The organism is Bradyrhizobium sp. SZCCHNPS1003 (assembly GCF_032381555.1).
Taxonomy (GTDB): domain Bacteria; phylum Pseudomonadota; class Alphaproteobacteria; order Rhizobiales; family Xanthobacteraceae; genus Bradyrhizobium.
In genome coordinates, this window is record NZ_JAUHIU010000037.1 from 1 (window position 1) to 21,937 (window position 21,937).

Below are 21,937 nucleotides of genomic sequence, written 5' to 3' on the forward strand. Positions count from 1 at the left end.
CTCCACCGAACCGGTCGAAAACTTTGAATCACATCCAGAAATCGCTTGGAATCGCTTTCGGGCATCCCGTAGCCCCTCCAGGGGAGGGTGGCAGTCGGGCCGGCACTTCGCGCGGTGCTCGAAAGCCGAGGGTTCTCAGCGGGAATGATAAGCATGCACCTCCGCCAACCCCGACTGTGGCCCCGCCGCCCTTGACCCCGGCCGTCCCTCGTGGTCAGTTCCGCCTCATGAGCACCCTTGTCCGCCCAGCCCGTCTCTGGTGGCGCACCTTGTAAAAGGTGGCCGGTGCGATTTGTCTGACATCCAATCGCTTAGGGGCCGCCACGCAGCGGCGGCTTCCGGTTGGTCCTGTGTGGCGTTTCCTCGGTAAATTCCGTAAGAGGACCCCATGAACAGGACCGTTTTCGCCCTTCCGGCCCGCAGCGACTACCGCACCCATGGCGGGCTCGCGATCACGCGCGCCGTCGAGCAGTTTTCCGGTGGCGCCAGCCGGCTCGATGACCTGATCGACCTGCTCGACCGCCGCCGCGGCGTGGTGCTGTCCTCGGGCACGACCGTGCCCGGCCGCTACGAGAGTTTTGACCTCGGCTTTGCCGATCCGCCGCTGGTGCTCGAGACCAAGGGCACCACCTTCACCCTGCAGGCGCTGAATCGTCGCGGCGAGGTGCTGATCGCGTTCCTCAAGGACACGCTGCGCGAGCCCTGCGTGGTCATCACCGAGGCCTCGCCTGCGCGGCTCGCCGGACACATCGTCCGCGGGCCTGCCCCGGTCGAGGAGGACCAGCGCACCCGCCGCGCCAGCGTGATGTCGCTGGTGCGGGCGATGATCGCTGTGCTGTCGGCCAATGACGATCCGCTGCTCGGCCTGTTCGGCGCCTTCGCCTATGACCTCGTGTTCCAGATCGAGGACCTCCAGCAGAAGCGGCCGCGCGAGAAGGACCAGCGCGACATCGTGCTCTACGTGCCGGATCGCCTCCTGGCCTACGACCGCGCCACCGGCCGCGGCGTCGTTCTTTCCTATGATTTTTCCTGGAACGGCCAGTCGACGGCAGGACTGCCGCGCGACACCGACGCCAGCGTCTACCTGAAGGAGCCGCGCCAGGGTTTTGCCGATCACGCGCCCGGCGAGTACCAGGCGACGGTCGAGAAGGCCCGCGCGGCGTTTGCCCGCGGCGACCTGTTCGAGGCGGTGCCCGGCCAACTGTTTGCCGAGCCCTGTGAGCGCTCGCCGGCGGAAGTGTTCCAGCGGCTCTGCCGGATCAATCCGTCGCCCTATGGCGCGCTGATGAATCTCGGCGACGGCGAGTTCCTCGTCTCGGCCTCACCCGAGATGTTCGTCCGCTCCGACGGCCGTCGCGTCGAGACCTGTCCGATCTCCGGCACCATCGCCCGCGGTCGCGACGCCATCGGCGATGCCGAGCAGATCCGCCAGCTCCTGAACTCGGAGAAGGACGAGTTCGAGCTCAACATGTGCACCGACGTCGACCGCAACGACAAGGCGCGCATCTGCGTCCCCGGCACCATCAAGGTGCTCGCGCGCCGGCAGATCGAGACCTACTCCAAGCTGTTCCACACCGTCGATCACGTCGAGGGCATGCTGCGGCCGGGCTTCGACGCGCTCGACGCATTCCTGACGCACGCCTGGGCGGTCACCGTGACCGGTGCGCCGAAGCTGTGGGCGATGCAGTTCGTCGAGGACAATGAGCGCTCGCCGCGGCGCTGGTATGCCGGCGCCATCGGCGCGGTGAATTTCGACGGCTCGATCAACACCGGCCTCACCATCCGCACCATCCGCATGAAGGACGGGCTCGCCGAGGTCCGCGTCGGCGCGACCTGCCTGTTCGATTCCGACCCCGCGGCCGAGGATCGCGAGTGCCAGGTCAAGGCGGCGGCCCTCTTCCAGGCGCTGCGCGGCGATCCGCCGAAGCCGCTATCCTCGACCGCGCCGGACGCCACCGGCTCCGGCAAGAACGTGCTCTTGATCGACCACGACGATTCGTTCGTGCACATGCTGGCGGACTATTTCCGCCAGGTCGGCGCCAACGTCACCGTGGTGCGTTACGTCCATGCCTTGAAGATGCTGGCCGAGCGCAGCTGGGATCTCATCGTGCTGTCGCCCGGACCGGGCCGCCCCGAGGACTTCAAGATCTCGACGACGATCGATGCGGCGCTCGCGAAGAAGCTGCCGATCTTCGGCGTGTGCCTCGGCGTGCAGGCGATGGGCGAATATTTTGGCGGTCAGCTCGGCCAGCTCGCCCAACCGGCGCATGGCAGGCCGTCGCGGGTCCAGGTGCGCGGCGGACGCCTGATGCAGGGGTTGCCGAACGAGATCGTCATCGGCCGCTACCATTCGCTGTTCGTCGAGCGCGACAGCATGCCGGAGGTCCTGACCGTCACCGCAGCGACCGAGGACGGCGTGGCGATGGCGATCGAGCACAAGACGCTGCCGGTCGGCGGCGTGCAGTTCCACCCGGAGTCGCTGATGTCGCTCGGCGATGCCGTGGGTTTGAGGATCGTGGAGAATGCGTTCCGGCTCAATCAGCCGGGGTGAAAGGTGGTTGCCGTCATCGCGAGGAGCGTGAGCGACGAAGCGATCCAGAGTTGTTTTCGCGGCCCTGGATTGCTTCCGCCTTCGCCCGAGTGGGCTTCGGCGGACACGTCGCTTCGCTCGCAATGACGGCACATAAACAGAGTGGATGAGAGCACGATGACGTTCGATCTGGACATCAAGAATACGGTCCGCACCATTCCGGACTATCCGAAGCCGGGCATCCTGTTCCGGGATATCACGACGCTGCTGGCGGACGCGCGCGCGTTCCGTCGCGCGGTGGACGAGCTGGTGCATCCCTGGGCCGGCTCCAAGATCGACAAGGTCGCCGGCATCGAGGCGCGCGGCTTCATCCTCGGTGGCGCGGTGGCGCATCAGCTCTCGGCCGGCTTCGTGCCGATCCGCAAGAAGGGCAAGCTGCCGCACAAGACGGTCAGCATGTCCTATGCGCTGGAATACGGCACCGACGAGATGGAGATGCATGTCGACGCGGTCGAGCCCGGCGAGCGCGTGATCCTGGTCGACGACCTCATCGCCACCGGCGGCACGGCCGAGGGCGCGGTGAAGCTGCTCCGCCAGATCGGCGCCACCGTGGTGGCGGCCTGCTTCATCATCGACCTGCCGGATCTCGGCGGCGCCGCCAAGCTGCGCGCGCTCGACGTGCCCGTGCGCACGCTGATCTCCTTCGAGGGGCACTGAGAAGCGCGCGGCGGCGTCAGGACCGCTGCATCAGGAGCTCGTTCTCGATCTCGCGCAGCGCATAGTAGTTGCGCCGGATCCATTGATAGAGCTCGGTGGACGGGTCCTTCTCCTGGCGCAGATAGCCGGTAAAGGAGAACGAGAAGCGCTCGATATAGGTCCTCAGGAACGCGGGCAGGGCGGCAATGCGCAGATGCTTGCCGCGGCTGTAGAGGTCGGGGAGCTCCTCGCGCAGGACGTGGTCGTTTTCGACCACGATCAGCTGCGGTCGCGGGATCTGTCGCCGCAGGGCGTCGTAGGCGCGCATCGACACCCGGTCGCCCTCGGCGCAGTACAGAACGATCGGGACCACGTTCCGCCGTGAGGCCTCCTTCAAAAAGCCGATCTCCTCGGACATCTTGAAGAACTCGTCGAACGAGTAGTAGCCGAGGTCGATCACCTTGGCGATGCCGTCGTTGAGGATGACGCGATCCATCAATTGGATCTTGCCGTAGGTGTCCTCGATCGTCGCGGTCTCGGTGATCTGCGGCAGGAAGTCGAGCAGCGACGGCTCGCGCAAGGTGACGTCGAAGGCGAGCACCTGGCCGTTCTTGAGCAGCAGGAACTCGCTCAGCACCCGCGCAAGCAGCGTCTTCCCGGACTGCGGCCGGGGCGAGCAGACGATGTAGACGGGCGTTGCGGGCATCAGACCTATATCAGGTCAAATGCGGTTGCGATAAAGTCCCATCCTTCACGGGGCTGCTATTTTTCCCCGGCCGGCCGCGGCGCCGCCGCCTTGGTCGAGCCGACGATGTCGGTCAGCTTGATGCGGTCGTACTCGCTCCAGACATTGGCGAGCCAATGCCGGACATAGCCGCGCAGCACGAAGGAGTAGTTGGCGGCCTCGTCGCGCGGACCCTTGTTGGCGACGAACTTCAGGAACGGCACCGAGGCGACCTCGACCTGCTCGAACGCCATCTCGTTGAGCTTGGGGATGGTCAGCTCGGTCGCATCCTTGATGCGGTGGAAGTAGGAATTGTAGGTCGACTGGTCCCACTCGAAGAAGCTGGTGTTGTTGATGAAGTTCTTCACCAGGAAGTACTTCGCGCCGATCATGTAGCTTGCCGTCTCCGCGATCTCGTCCAGCGAGGCGATCGACGAGCCCAGGATGTGGAACACCGCGAAGGTGATCTGGCCGGAGCGCGCGGCGTCGAGGAAGCCGATGTCGCGCAGCGCAGCCAGCGTCGGCGACATCAGGCCGGCGCGGACGTCGATCACGGTCACTGAGGGCGCCACCGCGCTCAAGGTGTCGAAGATCTTCATCTGGTCCGGCGTCGAATTCATGTCGACGATCTCGGTGATTTCCGGGTGGAAGCGCTTCAGGGTGCCGCGCGGATGCTCGGTGTCGAACGCCCGGGTGGGGACGTTGTTGGCGCTGAAATAATCGAGCAACGTCCGCGACACCGTGGTCTTGCCGACCCCGCCCTTGTCCGCACCCACCACAACCACTGCCGGTTTCGCCATGGAAAGTCCTTCAGCCCTGAGGCCGGCCAGGGGGCCGGCGCTTTGCATTCTGCTTTGGGCGCGAACATGGCAGAAACGCTGGAGAATTCAAATTCATTGCAGCACGGGACCGGGGAAATTTGCGCCTTCGCTGCAACAGATCGGCGCAATCGGACCCGTTCCAGCCGAAACGTCCGGTTCGCGCCGAAACACTTGAGAGCGAATGCCGGGATGATTGCGCGCTGCGCGCGATCGGGGCTCGAACAGCGCCGCAGCGGCTGGTCCTAGTGCCGGCCCCATGGGCCTGCAGCAGGTGTCGTCCAGGGGCCTTCCGGGGCGGCTTGCCCGCTGCCGGGCGACTTCCCCCCTCCATCGGCATCGCCCCATGGGCCGGCCGGGGGCAGCGGCGGTGGCGCAGTGCCGTCGGCTGGCTCGTCACCGGTATCGGTATCTCTCCCGTCGGACGGCAGCGCCAGCGGGCCCGGATCATGGCCGCCGGCGAACTTGATCAGCGCCTGGACGCGGGAGTCGACCGAGGGGTGGGTGGCGAACAAATCGGCAAAGCCCTCGCGCGGATTGTCGACGCACAATTCCATGACGGCGGAGGTGGCGCCGGGCAGTTCGCCCCGCCCTTCGATCTTGCGCAGGGCGCTGATCATGGCGTCCGGATTTTTGGTCAGCTCGACCGACCCGGCATCGGCAAGGTATTCGCGGGTGCGCGACAGCGCCAGCTTGACCACCTGGGACAGCAGCCAGGCCACCACGATCAGCACCACCGCGATGATCACGACGATGATGGCCCCGCCGCCGGAGCCCTTGCGGTCGGAGTCGGACGAGGAGGACGACGACGACGAGCGACCCCAGCCGCCGCCCCAGCTCATGTTGGTGAACAGGCGGAAGAACAATTCACCGAAGAAGCCGACGACGCCGGCGATGATCACGGCCACGACCATCAGCTGCACGTCGCCGTTGCGGATATGGGTGAGCTCGTGGCCGAGCACCGCCTCGATCTCCTGGTCATCGAGTGCGTTCAGAAGACCGCTCGTGACGGTGACGGCGTATTGCCGCGGATTCAGGCCGGTGGCGAAGGCGTTCAGCGCCGGGCTGTCCATGACCTTCAGCTGCGGCATGGTGATGCCGCGCGAGATGCAGAGATTCTCGAGCAGATTGTAGAGCCGCGGCTGTTCCTGGCGGGTCACGGCCGTCCCGCCGGTCACGGCGTCGATCATCTTCTGATGGAAAAAATAGGCGATGACGATCCAGGCCGCGGCGCCGATCGTCGCCCAGGGCAACGCCTTGATCAGGTCGCGCGTAGCGGCCTGCATGTAATAGGCGACGTTGCCATTGCCGTTGATCATGACCTCGGCGATCAGCGCGCCGGCGAACACCAGCACGTAGATCAACAGGAACAGGCCGCCGAGCAGCAGCACCGAACGGGTCTTGTTCGATGCGATGTGGGTGTAGAGACCATAGGCGGCCATGGCGTCGGGCCCTTCAGCGCGGAGGGCGCGGGATCAGAACTTGACGCTGGGCGCGGCCTCGACCTCGGTCCGGCTGGCGCCGAGATCGAAGAATTCCTTGCGGGTGAAGCCGAAGGTGCCGGCGAACAGCGCGGCCGGCATCTGCTGAATGCCGGTATTATACTCCTGCACCGCGTTGTTGAAGAAGCGACGGCTGGCGGCGATCTTGTTCTCGATGTCGGAGAGCTCGCCGGCGAGCTGCTGGAAGTTGGCGTTGGCCTTGAGGTCCGGATAGGCCTCGGACAGTGCGATCAGGCGGCCGAGCGCGCCGGAGAGCTGGCCTTCGGCGGCCGAGACCTGGGCCGGGCCCTGCGCCGACATCGCCGCATTGCGGGCCTTGATGACCTCGTCCAGGGTGCCGCGCTCATGCGCGGCGTAGCCCTTCACGGTCTCGACCAGATTCGGGATCAGGTCGTGGCGCAGCTTGAGCTGGACGTCGATGTCGGCAAAGGCCTGGCCGACCCGCTGGCTGAGGGCGACCAGCCGGTTGTAGGCGCCAAGGGCGAACAGTACGAGGATGACGATGATGCCGAGGACGATCCAGCCGGACATGACGGGCTCCGAGGGAGAGGGCAGGAGGACGAGGCGGCCGCCACGCGACGGCGCCGCCGGTCCGCAGGTGGACCGGCGTGCATTGGTCGCATCAGGGGGGATGCCCGTTCAAGTCGCTTGAGGCTGACTGGTCCGTTCGATGGGCGCCCAGGCGACCGAATGGGCGCCGGAGGCAGTGATGCGCAGGGCTCAATAGGGACGGGCGACCCGCCATTGCTGCGTGGGATCGTTGCCCTTGATATCGCCCGGGGCGCTGTCGAGCTGCGAGGTGTAGAGCGGACGGTAGCGGTAGGCCCACATCTTCTTGCCGTCGTTGCGGGTGATGACGGTGAAGTCGCCGCTGGCGGTCGCGTTGTCGGGTGCGATCAGCGGCGGCCGCTTCTCGGCACAGGCACCGTCGCAGGTCGACTTGTTCCCGGTGTTGTCGCGCTCGGTGTAGTACAGCGTCATGCCCTTGGGATCGACCAGGACGGGGCCGTTCTTGCCGACGATGGCCTTGGCCGGCGGGCCTTCCTGCTTCGGCGGGGGCGGTGCCGAGGATCCACCACCGTGGCCGTTTGCCAGGGCCGTTCCTGCCGAAGCCAGCAGCGCGGCGGTGATCATCATCGTCCTGTACATCGAAACGCGTTCCCTAGTGAGCAGCGCCTTCAGCGCCTGTTGCAGCTCACCGTAGCAAGCGCGGATTTCTCGCCGGTTTCGCGAAATCGCGAAAATGAGAGACGAATACGACCCACCGTTAACCATGGACCGCCGGCCGAGGTATCTACGAACCTGGCGGCTCCACGCCGTCACCCCAGTCCCAGCGCCGCGCGGCGGCAAAGGCGGGCTTGTCGCGGCGGGGGATGCTGACGACCCTGGCGGCACCATCCGCCTGGCACAGCTTCGCGGTTGCCCCGACCTTGGTGACCGCCGGCGGCGCCAGCACGCGTGCGGCGGGCCGATGCGTCGCGGGCTTGCGGGTGAGGGCAATGAAGCTAAACTTCTCGTCCTCGAACGGAACGTCCGCGCCCTTGAGCTCGCGATGCGCCCGCGAGCGCGCCAGCCGCTGGGCGAAATGGCACCAATCCGGTGCGATCAGTGGACACGCCGCGGCGTGCGGGCAGGGGGCGGCGATGTGGGCTCCGGACGCGATCAGGCGGTCGCGCGCCGCGATGATGCGCTGATAGCCGGCGGGCGTGCCGGGTTCGACGATCAGGAGCGTATCGCCGGTCCTCGTCCACAGCGCATCAATGATGCCCGGGCGTTCGGCGTCGCTCAGTTCGCCAATCATGTAGCTGGCGATGACGAGATCGGCGCCCGTGCTGCGCTCGAGCAGCGCTCGCGCCGAGCCCAGCGCGTAGTCGAGGTCGCGGATGCGTGTCGCGTCGCCAGCGAGCGCCAGCGCGAGCGTGCGCAAGGCGGGATTGGAATCGATGGCGGCGAAAGACGCCAGCGACGGGAATGCGTCCGCCGCAGCGAAGCTTGCGGTGCCCGGACCGGCGCCGACATCGAGCAGCGAGGCCGGGGCGAAGTCCGGGCTCGCCTGCATCACGGCATTCAGGCTGGCCACCACCGCTGCATACGTCGCCGGCATCCGCACGACGGCATAGGCGATCGCGTCGGCTTCGCTCGTGATCGTCCCCGAATTGCCGCCGCTGCGATAGGAATCCGAGATGCGGGCCGCGCGGGCGGCGGCCTCCTGCCGCGACTGCCCGTGCAGCCTGGCTTCGAGGGATGCCTTCAGCGCTGCGGGCAGATCAGGAGAGATCATCGGTCCTCTCCGCGCGTCAGTCCGGGCGCCGCGCTTGCGGCGATCCGGAATGACGGAGCAGGATCACGCCACCTGCTGGTCGAGGATCTTCACGGCCTCGTCGAGTGCGACCGACACCAGCTGCGACACGCCGCGCTCGGCCATGGTGACGCCAAACAGCCGGTTCATGCGCGCCATGGTGATCGGGTTGTGGGTGATGATGATGAAGCGGGTCTCGGTCGAGCCCTTCATCTCGTGCAGCAGGTTGCAGAAGCGTTCGACGTTGTGGTCGTCGAGCGGCGCGTCGACCTCGTCCAGCACGCAGATCGGCGAGGGGTTGGTGAGGAACACCGCGAAGATCAGCGCCATCGCCGTCAGCGCCTGCTCGCCGCCCGACAGCAGCGACAGCGTTTGCGGCTTCTTGCCCGGCGGCTTGGCGATGATCTCGAGACCGGCCTCGAGCGGATCGTCGCTCTCGATCAGGTGCAGCGCGGCCTCACCGCCGCCGAACAGCTCGGTGAACAGCCGCTTGAAGTGGTCGTTGACGGTCTCGAACGAGGCCTGCAGGCGCTCGCGCGCCTCCTTATTGAGGCTCTGGATGCCCTGGCGCAGCCGCTTGATGGCCTCGACCAGGTCGTCGCGCTCGGTCGTCAGCGCGGTGTGCGAGCCCTCGACCTCGGTGAGCTCCTCCTCGGCGCGCAGGTTGACGGCGCCGAGCCGCTCGCGGTCGCGGCGCAGCTTCTCCAGGCTCTCTTCGATCTCGTGCAGCGGCGGCAGCTGGGTGTCGGGGCCGATCTCGGCCATCGCGGCGACCGCACTCGGCTCGCATTCGAGCATGTCGTGGATCTCGCGCTCGACGTCGCCGACGCGGCGCTTGGCGCTTTCGAGTCGCTCCTCGGCGCGGGCCGCGGCCTCGCGCGACTTCGACAGCGCTTCCAGCGACGCCTTGGCGGCACGGTCGGTGTCGCCCATCGCGGTCTCGGCCTCGGCCAGCGCGTCGGCGGCGACCTGGCGCTCGCCTTCGGCGATGGCGAGCTCGTCGATCAGCGCGCTGCGCTTCTCGGCAAAGATCTCCGGTGCGTTTTCGAGCTCGGCGCGTTCGTCCTTCACCTCGGCGATGCGGGCCTCGATGGTGGCGATCTGCGAGCCGGCGCCGCGGATGCGGTTGAACCAGTCGTTGCGCTCGCTGATGATCGCTTGCACGCGGCGGTCGGCAAGCTCGGCCTCGCGGGCCAGCGCCTGCGCTTCGGCCCGGACCTGCGCCGCGGCGCGGCGCTTGGTCTCGATCTCGGCCCGCACGGCGGCAAGACGGCCGTCGGCTTCGTTGGTCGCCGGCAGCTCCTCGATCGCCTCCAGCGCATTCTGGTGCAGCTCGGCGATCTCGGCGCGGTCGTGGGCGAGGCGGGTCGAGGCTTCGACCAGCGCCGATTTGCGCGCCGAATGGCGGTTGATCTCGCGCTCGGCATTGGCGTGGCGCTCACGCGCGGAGTTCACCTCGCGCTGGGCGGCGCGCCAGGCTTCGCGCGCGGCGCTCTCGGCGGCGGTCGCGGCCCTCACCTCGGCCTCGGCGCTCTCGAGCGCCTGGCGCTTGCTCGTCGCATCGATGCGCGCCTGCTCCAGCTCGGCCTCGATGTCGATCAGGCGGGCGCGCTCGGCCAGACGCCGCGCCGCGCCGGTCGGCGCATGCGCCGCTGCGATGAAGCCATCCCAGCGCCAGACGTCGCCTTCGGAGGACACCAGCCGCTGGCCGGTCTTGAGCTGCGACACCAGCTGGGCGCCGCGATCACGCGACACCACGCCGATCTGCGCCAGACGGCGCGACAGCTCCGGCGGCGCCTGGACATAGGCCGCGAGCGGCTCGACGCCATCCGGCAGCGCGGGGTCGATGACCTCGGCGCCGGCCACGGTCCAATGCATCGGCGCGGACGCGTCGACCGGCGCATCAAGGTCGTCGCCGAGCACGGCGCCGAGCGCCTTCTCATAGCCCTTGGCGACCGTGACGCCGTCGATGATCGGCGGCCACAGATTCTTGGTCTCGCTGTTGACCATCTTGGAGATGGTGCGCGCCTCGGTCTCGAGCCGCTGCGCGCGCTTCTCGGCCTCGGCGAGCGGGGCGCGCGAGGCTTCGAGCTTCTGCCGTGCATTGGCCTGCGCCGACTCGTTGGTCTGCACCGCGGCCTCGGCCTGCGCCTCGGCCTCCTCGGCCGCTTCGAGCGAGGCGGCGAGCGTGTCGAGATCGCCGAGATGGGCGGTCTCCTGCGCCAGCCGCTCCTCGTCGGCGCGGACATTGGCGATGTCCTGGTCGAGCCGGGCGAGACGATCGCGGTGGCTGCGAACGTTGGCTTCGAGCTGGTTGCGGCGGGCGGTGAGGTCCGCAAGCTGCGTCGTCAGCTCGGTGAACTGGCGCTCGGTCTCGGCAAGCAGCGCCTCGGCCTCGGCGACGCGCTCGTCGACGCCGCTGCGCATCTCGACGCGCGCCTTGATCTCTTCCTTCAGCTCCGCGTCTTCGGTCTCCAGGCGCTGCAGCGCGACCTGCGCGTCCTGGTTCTGCTGCTGCTCGCGGGCGACGTCGGCGGTGAGCTGCATCAGGCGGCGATCGAGCTCGCCGGCGCGCTCCTTGGCGCGCAGCTCCTCGCGGTCGAGCAGGTCGCGGGCGTTCTTCAGCCGCTGCATCATCGCCGCGGCGCGGGCCTCGGCTTCGCGCAGCGCCGGCAGATGCGAGGAGCGGATGGCCTGGATGCGGGCCGACTCGGCCTGCTCGCGGGTCCGCTCCGCCATCTCGCGCACGGCGACGTCATGCACATGGGCGGCGTCGTTGAGATCGGCATGCGCGCCCATCCAGCGCATGTGATAGAGGGTGGCTTCCGCCTTGCGCACCTTGGCGGCGACCTCGCGGTAGCGGATCGCCTGGCGCGCCTGCTTGCGCAGGCCTTCCATCTGGCCGGAGAGCTGGCCGATGACGTCCTCGACGCGCAGCAGATTGGTCTCTGCCGCCTTCAATCGCAGCTCGGCCTCGTGGCGGCGCGCATGCAGGCCGGCGACGCCGGCGGCGTCTTCGAGCACGCGGCGGCGCTGCTCAGGTTTCGCTTGAATGATTTCGCCGATCTTGCCCTGGTGGACCAGCGCCGGCGAACGCGCGCCGGTGGCGGCGTCGGCGAACAGGATCTGCACGTCGCGGGCGCGCACGTCGCGGCCGTTGATGCGATAGACCGAGCCGGCCTCGCGCTCGATGCGACGCGAGATTTCGAGAATGTCGCGATCGTTCACGGCGGCTGGCGCGGTGCGATCGCTGTTGTCGATCGTCATCACCACTTCGGCGTGGTTGCGCGACGGACGCGTGTTCGAGCCGGAGAAGATCACCGCGTCCATGTCGGCGGCGCGCAGCGATTTGTGCGAGGTCTCGCCCATCGCCCAGCGCAGCGCTTCGACCAGATTCGACTTGCCGCAGCCATTCGGACCGACGACGCCGGTGAGGCCGGGTTCGATCACGAAGTCAGTCGGTTCGACGAACGTCTTGAAACCGTGAAGACGAAGACGGGTGAGTTTCATGCACAGATTCTCTGTTGGCGGGAGACGAATCTCCCAGCCCCGACAATACCATGGAAGGCAATGTCAATGTGGACTGAGTCGCCCTGGCGCCCCATTCTGAGGGCGGGACAATGGCGAGGGCCGGTCCCCAGGGCAACCCGCCGGCCCTGCTTTTCCAAGGCTTTCTCGTGGCGAACGGCCCACGAAACAGAAGCGGCCCCATTGAGGGGCCGCGCTGTGTCTCTGAGGACTCAGTGATTCGAATCAGCTCTTCAGAAGCGGGTTGATCTTCTTCTGAAACTCCTCGATCGAAGTCTCGCCCTTGATCTTCTCGCCGTTGATGAAAAAGGTCGGCGTCGAATCGACTTTAAGAATGTCGCTCGCATATTTCTGGTCGGCGGCGATCTTGTCGAGCAGCGCCTGGTCCTTGAGGCAGGCCTCGACCTGCTGCTGGCTGAGGCCGGCCTGCTTGCCGATCCGCGTCAGCGTCTCGGTGGTGTTCTTCACCACCCAGTCGTTCTGCGAGCGGAACAGCATGTCGGTGACCGCAAAATACTTCTGCGCATCGCCATTGGCGATGCAGCGCGTCAGCATCGAGCCGGCCGCGGCTTTGATGTCGAGCGGGAACTCGCGGAAGATGTAGCGCACCTTGCCGGTATCGATGTATTCGGCCTTCAGCTTCGGGAACACGGTCGCGTTGAATGCGGCGCAATGCGGGCAGGTCATCGAGGCATATTCGGTGATGGTGACGGCGGCGTCGGCCGGCCCGATCGCCATGTCCGGCAGCGACACCGGCTTGGCGACATCGGTGGCGCTCTGGGCCATGGCGTCCGAGATCAGCCGCAGCGGGGACAGGCCCGCCAGAGCGGCGAGGCCGGTCAGCGACAAGGCTGCGGTAAAGGCGCGGCGGGTGATGATCAAGGCTCTGCTCCGGAATGGGCGCATCTCGCGCCTGAAACACTCGTAACTCGGCTTTTCGCTAGCTTGAAACCCAGCTTGAGGCAATGCCGGGCCGCAAACCGGGATCAAACGGGAAGCGTCAATTTCGCTTGATGGCGGCGCCCAGGCGGGCCAGCGCGTCGCGCAGGGCGTCGTCCTCGATCGCGGTCAGGGTCTGCGCGACTTTCGCCACCGTGTTCGGATCGGGCGGCACCGGGCGGCGCTTCACCGGGGGGCGCAACAGCGGCCCCTGGCGCAGCGCCAGCTTGCCGACCGCGTGCCAGCCGAAGAAGCGGTTGACGCGCTCCAGGATCACGTCCGACGAATGCTGGATCTCCAGCGCCATCGGCCCTTCGACGCGCAAAATCAGCGTCGCCGGCTCCTGCGGCTGGCCCTCGACCGGCCGCGGCCATTGCATCTTCAGCGGCTGGGCGTGCTCGGCGATCTCGCGCCCGGCGATCTCCGGCCAGCGCGTCACCAGCTCGCGCGCGGCAAAGCCCTGCTTGGCATAGGCGGCCGACAGCACGTCGCCCATCATGAGCGACAATGGCTTTGCGGTGAGGCGGCCGGGCTTTGCCATCGATGCAGGCTTCTCATGGTCTGCCGCCCGTCCGAGCCGCCGGGGCTCGAAGAAAGCCGTGGATGCCGCAGACGAGACTGCGGTCCAGCGGGCGACGATGGCTCCTGACGTACTAGATTAAGCCAATGGTGTCATCAGCCCTTCCTTCCAAGCGCAAGAGCCGATCAGAGAATCGCGCCTCCGCCGAGCGTCCCGCGCAGCTGCTTGCCTGGTACGACCGCCACCAGCGGCGGCTGCCGTGGCGCGCGCCGGCCGGGCAGCGCTCCGATCCCTATCGCGTCTGGCTGTCCGAGATCATGCTGCAGCAGACCACGGTGAAGGCGGTCGGGCCGTATTTCGAGAAATTCCTGGCGCGCTGGCCGGATGTCTCGGCGCTCGGCGGCGCCGAGCTCGACGACGTGCTCAGGATGTGGGCCGGCCTCGGCTATTATTCGCGGGCGCGCAACCTGCATGCCTGCGCCGTCGCCGTGCTGCGCGAGCATGGCGGCGTGTTCCCGGACACCGAGGAGGGGCTGCGCGCGCTGCCCGGCATCGGCCCGTACACCGCCGCCGCCATCGCCGCGATTGCGTTCGACCGCCTGACCATGCCGGTCGATGGCAATATCGAGCGCGTGGTGTCGCGGCTGTTTGCGGTGGAGGAGGCACTGCCGCAGGCCAAACCGCAGATCCAGGCGCTCGCCGCCACCTTGCTCGGGCCGTCCCGCGCCGGCGACAGCGCGCAAGCGCTGATGGATCTCGGCGCCACCATCTGCACGCCGAAGAAGCCGGCCTGCTCGCTGTGTCCCTTGAGCGAGGACTGCGCCGCACGCGAGCGCGGCGACCAGGACACGTTCCCGCGCAAGGCCGCCAAGAAGACCGGCACGCTCCGGCGCGGCGCCGCCTTCGTCGTCGTCCGAGGCGACGAGCTGCTGGTGCGCTCGCGCCCCGCAAAGGGCCTGCTCGGCGGCATGACCGAGGTCCCCGGCTCGGAATGGCTGGCCGGGCAGGGCGACGCCGAAGCGCTGGCGCAAGCGCCGGAGCTGGCCGGCGTGAAACGCTGGCACCGCAAGCTCGGCGTCGTGACGCACGTCTTCACCCATTTCCCGCTGGAGCTCGTGGTCTACACGGCGCGTGTGCCCGCCCGGACGCGCGCGCCGGACGGCATGCGCTGGGTCCCGATCGCGACCCTCGACGGCGAGGCGCTGCCCAACGTCATGCGCAAGGTCGTCGCGCACGGGCTGGGGCAGTGAGGGCGCGCTGAGCGTGTAGTTTGTAGGGTGGGCAAAGGCGCGCCACGCTGCTGATGAGTTCAGCGAGATGTTACCCGCGCCGTGCCCACCATCGAGGCTGCGAGTGCGCAGCGAGACGGTGGGCACGCTGCCGCCTTCGGCGACCGCTTTGCCCACCCTACGGCCGCGCATATCAATATGCTCCATTGTCGTCCCGGCGAAAGCCGGGACCCATACCCACAGGGAGTGGTTTGAGGCACACCGGTCATTGGCATTCTGCCCATCACGACGGCCGCGGAGCATGGGTCCCGGATCGACAACGCGCCGCGCTGGTGCGCGCCGCGGCTTGTCCGGGACGACAACGGTGGATGAGGCGGATTCACGGCTCAAACAGCGGCCTGCATGACCAAGAGAGACCGATCGCCATTGAAGCGGGGCCGCAGTTCAGCGGCCCCGCTGCTTTCGCTTAATTCGGCTTGGGCGTCTCCACCACGAGCGCCACGATCCGCCGCACCAGCGGCAGGACAGCGAGCAGGGTGGGGAACGCGACCAGCCAGGAGATGCCCCACGCTGCGGGCCAGGTCGCGATGAACGCCGGCGTTGGTCCAAGACTCTTCAGCGTGGCGATCGCCGACACGACGAACGTCATCAGCACCGAGAGTGTCAGTGGCATGACGACGGCCGCATAGCGCGCGGGCAGTTTTCTGCGCGCGCGCCGTTCACCAGATGGATTCATGATTGTAGTTCCGGAATTCGATCGGTCGATCACGGGCAACGCGTCCTGCATTCCTCCGGATCGAGCCGATCCGTTGAATGCGTTGCCTGACGTGAGACGCTTACGGTGCGCATCCGCGCAGCGGGGACGTGATAGCGCGACAACGGGCAGGGCGCCAGCCAAAAGTCTATGCGAGCCGGATTCGTTCCGAGGGCGTTCGTCACGATGGAAGGTCGTCGCCCCACGACGATCGTGAGCATGACGGCCTCTTGTCTCGCATCGGCAAGGCCCCGGCCGATGGCGTGCGAGGGCGCGCGTCTGGTGGAAGCTATCAAGGCGTACCGCTCACGATATGCTGGCGTAGGGTGGGCAAAGGCGCGAATCACCACGCTCACCACACACTGCGCTCGCTCGCGCGCCGTGCCCACCATCTGACTCGGAATACGCAGCACCACGGTGGGCACGCCGCCGCCCCGATGGGCGGCTGCTTTGCCCACCCTACGCGACCTCAACTATCAACGCATGTCGCTGCTGCCGACATGACAGAGCACGACGCGCGGGCGCCGGACGCTCACGCCGGTTTCGTCGCACGTCCTGGCGCAGCGCCGAGTTCGCGGCCGGTTTCCAGCATCAGCGTGCGCAGCCAGATCGAGCCCGGCTCGACCTGCGCCCTGGTCGGATAGAACATGTATTGTTCGTCGATGCCGGGATCGAGCGGCGGCGCGACGGTCGACAGCGACAGGGGCTGCGCCAGTGCGGCGATCAGGCGGCGCGGCACGAAGGCGACGAGATCGGTGCGGGCAGTGACATGCAGCGCCTCGATGTAGCTCGGCACGACCAGCGCGATCCGCCGCTCCCAGCCCTTGCTGCGCAGCCAGCCGTCGATCAGGTCCTCAGCTTGGCCGCGCAGCACCACCGCGACATGCCGGGCGGCCAGGAAGCCGTCCCGCCGGCTCAGTCGCCTGCCGACCGGGTGACCGCGCCGCACCGCCAGCGCATCGCTGTCGGTGTAGAGCAACTGGCGATGGAAGCCCTTGAAGGCGTTGCCGATCGAGATCACCATGTCGATGGTGCGGGCGAACTCGGCGTGGAAGATCGCAGGGCCTCGCCAAGGCACGACGTCGATGCGGAGGTTGGGCGCGGCGCGCGTCACCTTGGCCATCAACGACGGCATCAGCAGCTCGACCGCGAGATCAGGCATCATCAGGCGAAATTGGCGTTCGCTCCGTGCAGCGTCGAACGCGTCGGGCGTGAACAGGCCGCGCACCTGATCCAGGGCCTGGGCGAGCGGGGCCTGCAGCGCAAGGGCGCGCGGGGTCAGCTCCATCCGCGCGCCGGTGCGGACCAGCAGGGGATCGCCGAGCAGGTCGCGCAGCCGCTGCAGCGCGTGGCTGGCGGCCGGCTGGGACAGTCCGATCCGCAGCGCAGCCCGGCTGACGCTGCTCTCGCGGAGCAGCGCGTCGAGCGCCACCAGCAGATTGAGGTCGAGCGCGGCCAAATTCATGGGGCGAATTGATATCATATCCGATATCGATTGGAAGAATGCGCCGCCGCCCGTCATGTTTCGCTCCGTTGCAGAGGAGATTGGAGACAGATGACATGACCGCAAGCGCCAACAAGCAATTGATGCAGGACCTGCTCGCCAAGGCCGTCGCCGGCGACCGCGCGGCCTATGTCGCGGCCATCGCCGACGACGTCACGATGGTGATCACGGGACAATATTCGTGGTCGCAGACGATCCGCGGCAAGGAGGCGCTGCTGCGCAATCTCCACGGCCACCTCACCAGTCTGCTGGCGGAGGGACGCCGCGCCATTCCGCTGCGCTTCATCGCGGAGGATGATCTTGTCGTGGTCGAGGCCAAGGGCGAGATGCGCACCAGGGCCGGACGGCCCTACAACAACGACTACTGCCTGATCTATCGGCTGCACGAGGGGCGCATCGTCGAGATCCGTGAATATTGCGACTCGGCGCTGACGGAAGCGGTGCTGGGACCGTTTCCGGCTGCGCTCAGTCAGACCGGTTGATGCGACGATGCCTGAATTCAAGAAGGGTTTGCCGATGAGCGCCGCAGAAGCCACGGGGCATGACAACAAGCGGATCGTGCAGCATGTGTTCGACGAATTGGCGAACAGCAATCCGCAGCCGCTGCTCGATCGTCTCGCGGATGATTTCCGCTTCGTCATCATGGGCAGCGGGTCCTGGTCGCGCAGCTATGACGGCAAGGCGACCGTTCTCGCCGAGTTGTTCGCGCCGCTGCGGGCGCGGCTCGGCCGCATCACCACCATCCCGATCCGGCTGACGGCCGAGGACGACCGCGTCGTGGTCGAGGCGCGCGGTAGCAACACCACGAGCGACGGCAAGGTCTACAACAACAGCTATTGCAACGTCCTTCGCCTGGAGAACGGCCGTATCCTGGAATGGATCGAATATTGCGACACGCTGCTGATCGAGACCGCACTCGGTCCGCCGCCGCCGACGTCATGAGACAATTACGGTGACATCTCTGGACTGCACCCCTCAAGTGAGACACAGATAATTTCTGCGACAGGCATTTCGAGGATGACTTGTGGCAGCAAGAGGGAAGAACCGTCAGTTTTCGGCGCCCATCGCGGCCATCGTAGTTATTCGATCAACTGAATCCGGACCCTAGACGGAGCGTCCTTGAGCACGCTGGCGGCAGTAGCGCCAAAGGTTGCCTTGAAGGCGTGGCTGAAATGGCTGGAGCTCGAAAAGCCTGCATCGAGCGCCGCCGACGTGATAGAATCGCCATTTCCCGCACGCTCCACAGCGTGCCGGAAACGAATCCAAATCCTAAACGTCCTAAGTGGCACCCCAATCTCTTGGACGAACAGATGCTGCAGGCGACCAGGGGAAAGGTCGACTCGCCGGGCCAGTTCCTGGATCGAGTGATTGCGGGCGATGTCAGCCCTTATGATAGCTACGACACGTTCAACCCGCGCATCGAACCGTGGTGGGCGCGGTTCGATCCCCAATGCCTGTTCAGCAGCGAAATCGAAATCGTCGAAGCGTAGCTTATCACCTGTCTGATGCAACGCGTAGAGATTCCGCACAGCGACGATAAGCGAACTTTCGATGTCAGGGTCCAGTGAGCTTAGGCCACATCTCTGATGGGGCGAGAGGCGCCGATAGTAAGGATCGTCAGGGTCGTTGTATATCACGGCGACCGGCGCCCCGCTTAGATCAAGGGTATGCGCCAAGCCTGCGGGGACGATGGCGGTAAGGCAGGCCAGGCTCTCCCCGGCCATTGTGGTGCCGATCCGCAGAGGGGCCTGAAGCGCCACCAGGCAGACCGATATTGGATGCCGGTGCAGCGGCAGCGTACCCAGACGCCCGATGAACATCATTCGTTGAGGCCAGAGGCACAATAAAGCTCTCTCGTCGAAATTGGTAGCCGATTCTGGCAAGCGGCCATTCCTCCACACGTCTATGCTTCAAGAAGGTCACGCCGACGGCATCCAGCGACCTTGGCGCGCAAGCTCTTGTCGTACCCGGCGTCCATAGCGGAAAGATTTGTTTGGGGAAATAATGTCGAACGCTTTCTTGGTTGCGAATATTGAGTTGTGGCGGCTTCTTCCGGTGGGCGGCATCTGGAAATGCCGCCGCATGGTTGCGTCGCCCGAAGTGCGGGCGCCTGTTTACGCCGACCCCTGCCATCGCAGCGCCAATGCATTCACTTGTCTGCTTGGTTCTTGCAGAGTTCGCGCGGCTGAGCTGGCCACCGGGCGTCAGCGTGATCGCCGTCAGCGCGCGATCACCTTCCTCGCGATGGCTGGTAGCTTTCAACGACCACCCGAACAGCCGAATCTGAAGGCCTGTCACACGAGGAGTTCAAGCGGGCTACGCGATATAGCCCACCTGCAACAGGCGCCCGGTCAGCCTCAGCCGGACTAAGAGACGACAGTCCATGTCACGGGCGCCGCGCCCGGCACACGAGACCCCTCAGCGATTGAGCCGCCGTGCCGGGGACCGCACGTTCTCGGCCGATGGAGCCTGGGCCGCCAAAACTAGGGAAGCACTGCGCCGTCACCCAAAACGCCCACCGCACCGCGGTTTCTAGCCTCGCCCATACTCCGGAGCACCAGATGACCCTCGCCGCCCCCTACGACCCCGACAACATCTTTGGCCGAATCCTTCGCGGCGAAGTCCCCGCCGCCAAGGTCTGGGAGGACGATCACGTCCTCGCGTTCATGGACGCCTTTCCCCAGTCCGAAGGGCACGTACTGGTGATCTCGAAGACCTCGACCTCCCGCACCCTGCTGGACGTGGAGCCGGACGTGCTCGTTCGGCTGGTCGCAGCCACCCGACGCACCGCCCGGGCAGTGGTCAAGGCGCTGGCACCCGAGGGTTTCCTGATCGTTCAGTTGAACGGCGCGGCCAGCGGTCAGACCGTCTTCCACCTGCATTTCCATATCATACCTCGCTGGGCGGACGTTCCGATGAAGGGCCACGGGCAGGCGCCGATGGGTAAACCAGAAACCCTGCTCGCCCTCGCCGACCGCATCGCCACTGCGCTCGATTGACCGCAGCCCGGCATGCGGTCTGCTGCCGCTCAAATAGCAATCGGAAAAGCCCCGATGTGACTGCACGAAAACGATGTAGCCATGCCTTGCGGCGAACGCGCCGTCGCCCTGAGGCAACGACGGTCAGTGGGCAGCACTCGACCGCGCGATTGGGCGAAGCTGGGGCTCGTCCTTTCTCCCGGCTTCCCGAAGTGGATTCTGGCTTAGGACTCTCATGTTCCATTCACGTAGCATTGTCATCACCGGGGGGGCGACGGGCCTAGGCTTTGCGATAGCGAACGCGCTTACCCCCCAAGGTGCTCGGCTGACGCTCCTCTCGCGGCGAACCGATAATCTGGATCTCGCGGTTCATGAACTTCGTCGGCGACACGCCGGCGCCGATATCGAGGTTCAGTCCGTCGATGTTGGCGATCCGATTGCAACGTCTCAGGCCATCGAGGAGGTTGCTCGGCGCCGTGGAGGGATCGACATGCTGTTCAACAATGCAGGTGTGATGCGCGAGGGGCGGTTCGAGACCCTCACCGACAATGACTTCCAGGCCGTGATGCAAACCAATTTCTTTGGTCCGGTAAATGTCACCAGGGCTGCTTTACCCCATCTACGCGCCGCTGGCGGGCGGTTGATCAACATAGCATCGATCGCTGGTCTGACCGGCATCTTCGGTTTCACCGCCTATGGATCTGCGAAACACGCCTTGGTCGGCTTCACCGAATGCCTGCACTACGAACTGCTGCGCCAAGGTATCAAGGTTCACCTCGTCTGCCCAGCGGAGTTCGAGACGCCTATGGTGGCGGAGCTTGATTCCTATCGGACACCGGAGAACCGGCGACATACGCTGACCATCCCGAGAACTCCCTTGGAAATCGTGGTTGCGGACACATTGCGCGGAATCCGGCGCGACCGGTATTTCATCGTTCCGGGTGGCCGCGCCCGGCTGGCCGTCCTCGGCTTGCGGCTCGTACCATCGATTGTGCGTAGACTTGGCGAGCGCATTGTTGGGAAACTCGAGCGGAAGCACCCGGTGTGAGTTCATCGTCATACCGGCGATCGGCCGCGAGGCAATCCGTCGGAGGATGAACATGAATATGGTGACGCCTTCCGCGAGCGTATGAGGTCAGGCTTAAAGACTTCCGCTGCGTCACCAGATAGGACAAACCCGCCAGCGCGTGGACTGGTTGGAGCGAAGCGATACCATTGTTGTCTCGTAGACCAATTGATGGGTTTCGCGTTGCTCCACCCATCCCGCGAGCTAATCGACAGCATGCCGCGAAACTAAAGCGAAGTTACGCCCCACGCTTTGTCGGTGGCAGTAGCGCGCCGGGCGGCGGATTCCAGTATTTCGTTGAGTATTACGGTGACGCTGCATGAAACTTGTCGTGGCGCGCTGCCCCGACGAGACGGCTGCATACCGGTCGGCGCTGATCGCATCGACGGCGCAGCATGCGCCGACATTGCACGTCATTCCGATCCGTCGCTCCATTCCGTTCCAGGACGCGTCTTCCGTTTTTCGGAATTTGTCTTGACTCCGACCCCAAATCAATGGCTATATCCGCCCCGTTCCGTCCCGGCAGGAGGGGCGTACGCGTCGTCACGACACGCGGGGCGGGATGCGGTGGCTGCGACGGCGTCGTCAGGACGAGCGACGTCGACCGGCCTCGTGCAGGGCTGCGGCGGCTTGCCGTCGTGGCGCGCGTGCGGGGCCTTTCGCGGACGTTGAAATCGTGTGGTCCTGGCATCCCGATGCTGATGTCAACTCGCGTTGAGGCTTCGCTTCGCGCGGGGATGGTGGCCAGAAAGCCCGGCGCACCAGGGAGATCACGTATAAGGTGCGCCGTGGAAAGGCGCGGTTCTTGAGAGGGTGAAAGTCCCTTCCGGCAAATGTCGTTCCAGCCGGT

General features: G+C 66.2%; 20 protein-coding genes. 8 read left to right on the top strand and 12 right to left on the bottom strand.

Annotation, left to right across the window (positions count from 1 at the left end; translation table 11 throughout):
- Window positions 1-388 precede the first annotated feature (388 nt).
- Entirely contained in the window at window positions 389-2,551 is a 2,163-nt protein-coding gene (locus QX126_RS33085; RefSeq protein WP_315786776.1) for an anthranilate synthase component I, read from the top strand.
- 156 nt (window positions 2,552-2,707) lie between these two features.
- Window positions 2,708-3,247: an adenine phosphoribosyltransferase gene (locus tag QX126_RS33090; protein ID WP_315738337.1), complete on the top strand. Its 540-nt coding sequence runs from the start codon at window positions 2,708-2,710 to the stop codon at window positions 3,245-3,247.
- A gap of 16 nt (window positions 3,248-3,263) precedes the next feature.
- Here QX126_RS33090 and QX126_RS33095 read toward each other — a convergent pair whose 3' ends face one another.
- The 9 genes from QX126_RS33095 to QX126_RS33135 form a co-directional block, all read right to left on the bottom strand.
- A complete protein-coding gene (locus tag QX126_RS33095) occupies window positions 3,264-3,932 on the bottom strand; it encodes a hypothetical protein (RefSeq protein WP_315738336.1) in 669 nt (222 codons plus the stop codon).
- Window positions 3,933-3,988: 56 nt separating this feature from the next.
- Entirely contained in the window at window positions 3,989-4,750 is a 762-nt protein-coding gene (locus tag QX126_RS33100) for a hypothetical protein (RefSeq protein WP_009025709.1), read from the bottom strand.
- Between the two features lie 263 nt (window positions 4,751-5,013).
- The gene (locus QX126_RS33105) at window positions 5,014-6,210 is read right to left on the bottom strand and encodes a M48 family metallopeptidase (RefSeq protein ID WP_315786779.1); all 1,197 of its coding nucleotides are present in this window, start codon (window positions 6,208-6,210) and stop codon (window positions 5,014-5,016) included.
- Window positions 6,211-6,243: 33 nt separating this feature from the next.
- Complete coding sequence (locus tag QX126_RS33110; protein WP_315717271.1) at window positions 6,244-6,801, bottom strand: LemA family protein; 558 nt, start codon at window positions 6,799-6,801, stop codon at window positions 6,244-6,246.
- A gap of 189 nt (window positions 6,802-6,990) precedes the next feature.
- Window positions 6,991-7,419, bottom strand: a complete 429-nt coding sequence (locus QX126_RS33115) for a hypothetical protein (protein ID WP_315786782.1) — start codon at window positions 7,417-7,419, stop codon at window positions 6,991-6,993.
- Window positions 7,420-7,564: 145 nt separating this feature from the next.
- A complete protein-coding gene (locus tag QX126_RS33120; RefSeq protein WP_315786785.1) occupies window positions 7,565-8,551 on the bottom strand; it encodes a small ribosomal subunit Rsm22 family protein in 987 nt (328 codons plus the stop codon).
- A 63-nt stretch (window positions 8,552-8,614) separates the two neighbouring features.
- The gene (locus tag QX126_RS33125; protein ID WP_315786788.1) at window positions 8,615-12,079 is read right to left on the bottom strand and encodes a chromosome segregation SMC family protein; all 3,465 of its coding nucleotides are present in this window, start codon (window positions 12,077-12,079) and stop codon (window positions 8,615-8,617) included.
- A 243-nt stretch (window positions 12,080-12,322) separates the two neighbouring features.
- Window positions 12,323-12,979, bottom strand: coding sequence for a DsbA family protein (locus tag QX126_RS33130; RefSeq protein WP_315738330.1), 657 nt, complete (start codon window positions 12,977-12,979; stop codon window positions 12,323-12,325).
- Window positions 12,980-13,097: 118 nt separating this feature from the next.
- Window positions 13,098-13,577, bottom strand: a complete 480-nt coding sequence (locus tag QX126_RS33135) for a DUF721 domain-containing protein (RefSeq protein ID WP_315738329.1) — start codon at window positions 13,575-13,577, stop codon at window positions 13,098-13,100.
- Between the two features lie 125 nt (window positions 13,578-13,702).
- Here QX126_RS33135 and mutY point away from each other — a divergent pair, with 125 nt between their 5' ends.
- Window positions 13,703-14,806: an A/G-specific adenine glycosylase gene (mutY, locus tag QX126_RS33140; protein ID WP_315786790.1), complete on the top strand. Its 1,104-nt coding sequence runs from the start codon at window positions 13,703-13,705 to the stop codon at window positions 14,804-14,806.
- A 445-nt stretch (window positions 14,807-15,251) separates the two neighbouring features.
- On the opposite strand, the gene QX126_RS33145 is transcribed toward mutY, so the two are convergent.
- The gene (locus QX126_RS33145; RefSeq protein WP_315757111.1) at window positions 15,252-15,521 is read right to left on the bottom strand and encodes a DUF2798 domain-containing protein; all 270 of its coding nucleotides are present in this window, start codon (window positions 15,519-15,521) and stop codon (window positions 15,252-15,254) included.
- 550 nt (window positions 15,522-16,071) lie between these two features.
- A complete protein-coding gene (locus QX126_RS33150) occupies window positions 16,072-17,004 on the bottom strand; it encodes a LysR family transcriptional regulator (RefSeq protein WP_315786793.1) in 933 nt (310 codons plus the stop codon).
- A 95-nt stretch (window positions 17,005-17,099) separates the two neighbouring features.
- Between QX126_RS33150 and QX126_RS33155 the strand changes: the two genes are divergently transcribed.
- Window positions 17,100-17,525, top strand: coding sequence for a nuclear transport factor 2 family protein (locus QX126_RS33155; protein ID WP_315786796.1), 426 nt, complete (start codon window positions 17,100-17,102; stop codon window positions 17,523-17,525).
- A gap of 7 nt (window positions 17,526-17,532) precedes the next feature.
- On the top strand, window positions 17,533-17,985 hold the full coding sequence (locus QX126_RS33160; protein ID WP_315786799.1) for a nuclear transport factor 2 family protein: 453 nt from the start codon (window positions 17,533-17,535) through the stop codon (window positions 17,983-17,985).
- A 137-nt stretch (window positions 17,986-18,122) separates the two neighbouring features.
- Here QX126_RS33160 and QX126_RS33165 read toward each other — a convergent pair whose 3' ends face one another.
- A complete protein-coding gene (locus QX126_RS33165; RefSeq protein WP_315786801.1) occupies window positions 18,123-18,926 on the bottom strand; it encodes an AraC family transcriptional regulator in 804 nt (267 codons plus the stop codon).
- Window positions 18,927-19,604: 678 nt separating this feature from the next.
- Between QX126_RS33165 and QX126_RS33170 the strand changes: the two genes are divergently transcribed.
- From QX126_RS33170 to QX126_RS33180, 3 genes are all read left to right on the top strand, one after another.
- On the top strand, window positions 19,605-20,042 hold the full coding sequence (locus QX126_RS33170) for an HIT family protein (protein WP_315738323.1): 438 nt from the start codon (window positions 19,605-19,607) through the stop codon (window positions 20,040-20,042).
- Window positions 20,043-20,256: 214 nt separating this feature from the next.
- The gene (locus QX126_RS33175; protein ID WP_315786804.1) at window positions 20,257-21,069 is read left to right on the top strand and encodes an SDR family oxidoreductase; all 813 of its coding nucleotides are present in this window, start codon (window positions 20,257-20,259) and stop codon (window positions 21,067-21,069) included.
- Between the two features lie 337 nt (window positions 21,070-21,406).
- Window positions 21,407-21,565 (top strand): hypothetical protein, encoded by a 159-nt coding sequence (locus QX126_RS33180; RefSeq protein ID WP_315786807.1) that lies wholly within the window; start codon window positions 21,407-21,409, stop codon window positions 21,563-21,565.
- Window positions 21,566-21,937 lie beyond the last annotated feature (372 nt).